Source organism: Vibrio sp. 10N.222.46.A1 (assembly GCF_041473595.1).
In the GTDB taxonomy this organism is placed as follows: domain Bacteria; phylum Pseudomonadota; class Gammaproteobacteria; order Enterobacterales; family Vibrionaceae; genus Vibrio; species Vibrio tasmaniensis_A.
The window spans coordinates 1-5999 of sequence record NZ_JBFRSN010000044.1 but is presented as its reverse complement, the minus strand read 5'-3'; the positions used below and the strand labels follow the sequence as shown (position 1 = coordinate 5999).

Here is a 5999-nt window from a genome sequence, read left to right as displayed (position 1 = left end):
CTGCTGCTGAGTAATTCTTTTTTGGCCTTTTAGGTCATTAAATTTTATTCAACTCGTTTAGGTATTCCCACTACAAGCATTTGCTTAGACTTATTTATAAGTTCGTGTGAGTACCGCATTATTAAATTTAGATCAGGAGATAGCCCATGGCTCGTTTCTTCCGTCGTCGTAAATTCTGCCGTTTTACTGCAGAAGGCGTACAAGAGATTGACTACAAAGACGTAGCAACTCTAAAAAACTACATCACTGAAGCTGGTAAAATTGTACCTAGCCGTATCACTGGTACAAGTGCTAAATACCAACGTCAGCTAGCTCGCGCTATCAAGCGTTCTCGTTACCTAGCACTACTACCGTACACTGACAAGCATCAGTAATCGGTAATAGTTAATAATAGTTTAAGAGGACTAAGATAATGCAAGTTATTCTACTTGATAAGATCGGTAACCTAGGTGGCCTTGGCGACCAAGTAAACGTTAAATCTGGTTACGCTCGTAACTTCCTTATCCCACAGGGTAAAGCAGTTATGGCAACTAAAGACAACGTTGCTATGTTCGAAACTCGTCGTGCAGAACTAGAAGCTAAAGTTGCTGAGCAACTAGCTGCTTCAGAAGCTCGCGCTGAGAGCGTTAACACTCTAGAAGGCGTTACAATCGCTTCTAAAGCTGGTGACGAAGGTAAACTATTCGGTTCTATCGGTACTCGTGACATCGCTGACGCTATTACAGCGGCAGGTGTTGCAGTAGCTAAGAGCGAAGTACGCCTACCTGAAGGCGCTCTACGTAACATCGGCGAATTCGAAGTAAGCATCCAACTTCACTCTGAAGTTTTTGCTACTGCGAAAATCGCTATCGTTGCAGCTGAGTAATTTCAGTACCAAGACGAATTCTTTCTTTTGAAAGTTTTAAACACCAGCTTCGGCTGGTGTTTTTTTATGTCTGCAATATGAGTTTTAAGCTTTTTGGAACAGCGACGATTGCAGGAATAGGAAGCACTAGAGAGGAGGGGCTTACATAGTAAAAACGAGGGTGTTCTTTATCGATACACCGTTATACCCGCTCTCAAATTTAGAATTGAAAAAGTAGATTTACAGACAGTACGGAATCTTCTTTGTTCAACCCTTCCGGTACCTTGTCGTGGTACTGTCGAGAGTGAGCAATTTTTAGTGCGATATTGTCGGTAATATCGTTGATGGCTTCTAATTCAGTATCAAATTTTAGGTTGCTGTGGCCAGACACCAACGTCACATCGGCTTTGAGCTTCAAATTTTTCAATACCTGCCATGATGTATTTACATTGCCACGGAAAATCGCTTCTTCAACGATCTCTGGGAAGATGATGTCATCGTCGTCTAATTCATCGAGATTAGGCTCTTGGTAACGAAAACCCGGCCCCACTTCGACCTCCAACACAAACTCTTCTGTATTCGAAAACTGATAACCTAGACCGCTAGAAACGGTGTAGTCCTTAAAATAAGCACTGTATCGTGAATCGACCCCTTTAAAGCTGCCATAGAGGTAGGTTTTCGGACTTAACTTGTAGTCACTCTGAGCAGAATATGTCGATTGCCTTTTATCTTCTTCGCCATCTTTGTAGAGATTGTAATATTTCCATTCGCCACTGGTTCTATGACGGCCAGCCGTGTACTCACCGTTCAGGCGTGCATTAAGCGATCGAGAATCAGAATTACCAGTATGCGACTGATATCCAAATTCGACTTCAGTATTCAGTGGGTTCGGCAGTTCTGAATCACTCGGTGCGATATCCATATCTTTTTCAAGTGTCGGTGCAACGACGATCGGCTCAGCAGCAGGTTCTGGTACCACTATCGAGTCGAGGATTGCATCAACAGAGGCTTTAGCATCATCCGCTAAGGCCGACGGAGTGCTCAGGAGACCGATGCTTAGAAGACCAGTGTTCAGAGCCAATAATTTGGACACGCATACCTCAGTTATACAGTGAATGAATGGAAGGATCGTAATGCTACCTTTGGTTAATTCCGTCAGCAATAGGTAAATTCTTGCTGAAGAATAAAACAAACTCATAGGATCGGATTACAAACGGATGTTCTTGGGTATAATGAACGATCATTATTAGTTATTGAGTGTAGTCATAGTGGATACCAAAAGTCAGAAATCAGCCAACGATCAGGTGGACGCCATCAAGGTCCCGCCACATTCATTAGAAGCTGAGCAATCTGTTATTGGCGGTTTGTTATTGGATAACGAACGCTGGGATACGGTGGCCGAAAAGGTTGTGGCCAAAGACTTTTATAGCCGTCCTCACCGTCTGATCTTTGAAGCGGTAAAGGATATCCTTGAAGAAAGCTCTCCTCTGGATCTTATTACACTCTCTGAACATTTAGAGCTGCGTGAGCAACTTGAAGAAGTGGGTGGCTTTGCTTACCTTGCTGACCTAGCGAAAAATACGCCAAGTGCGGCAAACATCAATGCCTATGCAGATATCGTGGCACAACGTGCATTGGTGCGTAGCCTGATTGGTGTGGCAAATGAAATTGCGGATTCTGGTTATGACCCTCAAGGTCGTACATCGGAAGAACTTGTTGATCTTGCTGAGAGTAAAGTTTTCGCGATTGCCGAAGGCCGAGCAAGTGAAAATGAAGGTCCACAAAACGTTGATAGCATTCTAGAGAAGACGCTAGAACGTATCGAAATCTTATATAAATCGCCACAAGATGGTGTGACTGGTGTCGATACTGGCTTTAACGACCTCAATAAGAAGACAGCAGGCCTTCAGGGTTCTGACTTAATCATTGTTGCTGCGCGTCCATCGATGGGTAAAACCACGTTTGCGATGAACCTATGTGAAAACGCAGCGATGAAGCAAGACAAGCCAGTGTTAATCTTCTCGCTAGAGATGCCAGCTGAACAGCTGATGATGCGTATGCTTGCATCACTTTCTCGCGTAGACCAAACCAAGATTCGTACCGGTCAGTTAGACGATGAAGATTGGGCTCGTATCTCGTCGAGTATGGGTATTCTGATGGATAAGAAGAATATGTATATCGATGACAGCTCGGGTCTAACGCCAACAGAAGTACGTTCTCGAGCTCGACGAATTGCTCGTGAGCATGATGGTATCTCTATGATCATGATAGATTACCTTCAATTAATGCGTGTACCTTCGTTATCTGATAACCGTACTCTAGAGATCGCCGAGATTTCTCGCTCATTGAAAGCACTAGCAAAAGAGCTCAACGTACCAGTTGTGGCACTTTCTCAGCTTAACCGTTCCCTAGAGCAACGTGCTGACAAGCGCCCAGTTAACTCGGATTTGCGTGAATCAGGTTCGATCGAGCAAGATGCCGACTTAATCATGTTTATCTATCGCGATGAGGTTTATAACCCAGATAGTTCATTGAAAGGCATCGCTGAAATCATCCTTGGTAAGCAACGTAACGGTCCGATCGGTTCGGTTCGTCTTACGTTCCAAGGTCAACACTCCCGATTTGATAACTATGCAGGTCCTGCATTTGATGATGAGTAATCACTAATGACTTACATGAAAGCAGCGACGGCGAGTATTGACTTAAACGCGCTTGAACATAACCTGAACCAGATAAAGTCGAAGGCTCCTCATTGCAAGGTAATGTCTGTTGTGAAAGCCAATGGCTACGGACATGGCTTACTGCATATTGCCAAGCATTCAAAAAGCTCTGATGCTTTTGGTGTGGCGCGTATTGAAGAAGCATTACAGCTTCGTGCTGGTGGCATTGTTAAACCTATTTTGTTGCTAGAAGGGTTTTATTCTTCGGGCGATTTGCCAATCTTAGTGACCAATAACATCCAAACAGTAGTGCATTGCGAAGAGCAATTAAGCGCGCTAGAGAATGCAGAGTTGGAAACACCTGTTGTGGTTTGGCTAAAAGTCGACAGTGGTATGCATCGCCTAGGTGCTCGTCCTGAGCAATACCAAAACTTTGTTGAGCGCTTACATCAATGTGCGAATGTCGCTAAACCTCTGCGCTACATGAGCCACTTCGGTTGTGCTGATGAACTTGATAGAGCAACCACCGTTGAACAGACCGAGCTTTTCTTATCGCTCACCGACGGTTGTGAAGGTGAGCGTTCACTTGCTGCTTCTGCGGGTCTATTAGCTTGGCCAGACAGCCACCTTGACTGGGTTCGCCCGGGAATTATCTCTTACGGTGTTTCTCCTTTTGCTGATAAATCAGCGCAAGACCTCGGCTTTTATCCTGTAATGACTTTGACCTCGCACCTGATAGCCGTTCGTGATGTTAAAGCGGGTGAAAGTGTGGGTTATGGCGGTAACTGGACCAGTGAGCGAGATACCAAGGTTGGCGTGATCGCGATAGGTTATGGTGATGGTTATCCTCGCACTGCTCCTAACGGCACTCCAGTGTTCGTTAACGGCCGAAAAGTACCGATCGCCGGACGTGTATCAATGGACATGCTAACGGTTGACCTTGGCCCTGATGCGGCAGATAAAGTCGGTGATGAAGCAACATTATGGGGTAAAGATTTACCTTCAGAAGAAGTCGCAGAACATATTGGCACTATCGCTTACGAGCTGGTCACTAAGCTGACTTCGCGTGTTGCGATGGAGTACGTGAAGTAGCTAATACGAAGTAACTAAATGTGAAGTAACTAATGCGAAGTAACTATGGATCCTATAAGTAAATGATGTTCATACGAACGACTCGACACTGGTTAATGTCTGCAATGGCATTACTTGGTGTCAGCTTGTCTTCTCCCGCTGTGAGTGAAGAAAAAGATTCAGCCTTTGTTCCTTTCTATTTTAGTACTGAAACCATGGGTAATACCTTCGGGGTTGCTGGTGTCGCAAAGGGTGTTTGGCAACCTCAAGCCGCTCTGTTTGGCATGGCGCTTTATTCAGATAAAGACAGCTACGTCGGTTTCTTATCAGCCTTTAACTTCGCACTGTCTGAGAACGTATTGTTCAGTACTCAGATGTACCAAGCTCGCTTTAACGAAAACCCGTATTACATTGGCTCTCAAGGCGATAATGATTCATCCATTGATGATAAAACCATTGCCGACGGCTTAGAAGAAAACTATCAGGTTGAGTTTAAGTATCTGCTGCCTTGGGGCAATGTTGCAGAGCATGGCTTGCTAGGAGCTTTCCAACCCATCAAAGATGTGAGCTTTGCTTCCCCATTAGAGTCAGGTGTCAGTTCGATTGTCTTTACGCCTTTCTATACGGCTCGTGAGCTAGAAGGCTTAAACAATAGCGAACAAGCGACAGGTTTTAGTTTGGCGTTTGATTGGGATAACCGTGATAGCACACGCAACCCAACCAAGGGGTCTCATACCAATCTTGAGTTTACTACCGGCGCTGAAAGTTGGTCTAACGATGACTTATGGCTGAAGTGGACATTCCAAAACAGTCAGTATTTTGCATTGGGTCCTTTGGGGAACTTGTTCGACCAACAAGTCGTGGCATTTGATGTCTATACCGCTGACACACCTACGTGGGGCAACTGTTCAGGGCAAGATTGTGCTCGTCCACCGGAAACAGAGCAAGCTCGACTCGGTGGCTTATATCGCTTAAGAGGTTATACCGGAGGCCGTTACCACGGTCGTTCTGCTATTCACTACTCTGCGGAATATCGAGTGCTTCCTGATTGGCAACCGCTGGACGATATCCCACTGATTAACTACTACGATTTGCCTTGGTGGCAGTGGGTGGCGTTTGCTGAAGTCGGGCGTGTTGCTGATGAGTACGATATCAAAACACTGCACACAGACATGAAATGGAGCCTAGGCGGCGCAGTTCGTTTCCAGGTTGAAGGCATTGTTGTACGTGCTGAATTAGCGCGAGGCGGTGATGAAGGGACCTTTAGGGTTATGATAAACCAGCCTTTCTAATTCTGGTTTTACCAACTCGACTCTCTTATATTTTTAAAGGGTGACACATAACTGTGTCACCCTTTTTTGTTTTCTACCATTATGTTCGTTAAGCGGTATTTCATTGTTGATGACGTAACGTTACTCACCTTG

6 protein-coding genes are annotated in these 5999 nt (G+C 45.0%); 5 read left to right on the top strand and 1 reads right to left on the bottom strand.

The features are described 5' to 3' along the window. Positions 1-146: 146 nt before the first annotated feature. Positions 147-374: a 30S ribosomal protein S18 gene (gene rpsR, locus AB4496_RS01930; RefSeq protein WP_000090472.1), complete on the top strand. Its 228-nt coding sequence runs from the start codon at positions 147-149 to the stop codon at positions 372-374. Positions 375-412: 38 nt separating this feature from the next. Beyond that, positions 413-865 (top strand): 50S ribosomal protein L9, encoded by a 453-nt coding sequence (gene rplI, locus AB4496_RS01925; protein ID WP_009847890.1) that lies wholly within the window; start codon positions 413-415, stop codon positions 863-865. Between the two features lie 199 nt (positions 866-1064). Here the strand turns inward: rplI and AB4496_RS01920 are convergent, their stop codons facing one another. Then, positions 1065-1937, bottom strand: a complete 873-nt coding sequence (locus tag AB4496_RS01920; protein WP_102258451.1) for a DUF481 domain-containing protein — start codon at positions 1935-1937, stop codon at positions 1065-1067. A gap of 175 nt (positions 1938-2112) precedes the next feature. On the opposite strand from AB4496_RS01920, the gene AB4496_RS01915 reads away from it, so the two are divergent. The 3 genes from AB4496_RS01915 to AB4496_RS01905 all read left to right on the top strand — a co-directional run bounded on the left by AB4496_RS01915 (position 2113) and on the right by AB4496_RS01905 (position 5867). Further along, positions 2113-3504, top strand: a complete 1392-nt coding sequence (locus AB4496_RS01915; RefSeq protein ID WP_009847892.1) for a replicative DNA helicase — start codon at positions 2113-2115, stop codon at positions 3502-3504. 6 nt (positions 3505-3510) lie between these two features. Next, the gene (alr, locus tag AB4496_RS01910; protein WP_017097257.1) at positions 3511-4596 is read left to right on the top strand and encodes an alanine racemase; all 1086 of its coding nucleotides are present in this window, start codon (positions 3511-3513) and stop codon (positions 4594-4596) included. 65 nt (positions 4597-4661) lie between these two features. Beyond that, positions 4662-5867, top strand: coding sequence for a BamA/TamA family outer membrane protein (locus AB4496_RS01905; RefSeq protein WP_032555310.1), 1206 nt, complete (start codon positions 4662-4664; stop codon positions 5865-5867). The last annotated feature ends 132 nt before the right edge of the window (positions 5868-5999 follow it).

Bases quoted from the DNA above. Each gene is read 5' to 3' on its own strand.
- rplI (WP_009847890.1), top strand. From the start codon at position 413: ATGCAAGTTATTCTACTTGATAAGATCGGTAACCTAGGTGGCCTTGGC.
- alr (WP_017097257.1), top strand. From the start codon at position 3,511: ATGACTTACATGAAAGCAGCGACGGCGAGTATTGACTTAAACGCGCTT.
- AB4496_RS01905 (WP_032555310.1), top strand. From the start codon at position 4,662: ATGTTCATACGAACGACTCGACACTGGTTAATGTCTGCAATGGCATTA.
- rpsR (WP_000090472.1), top strand. From the start codon at position 147: ATGGCTCGTTTCTTCCGTCGTCGTAAATTCTGCCGTTTTACTGCAGAA.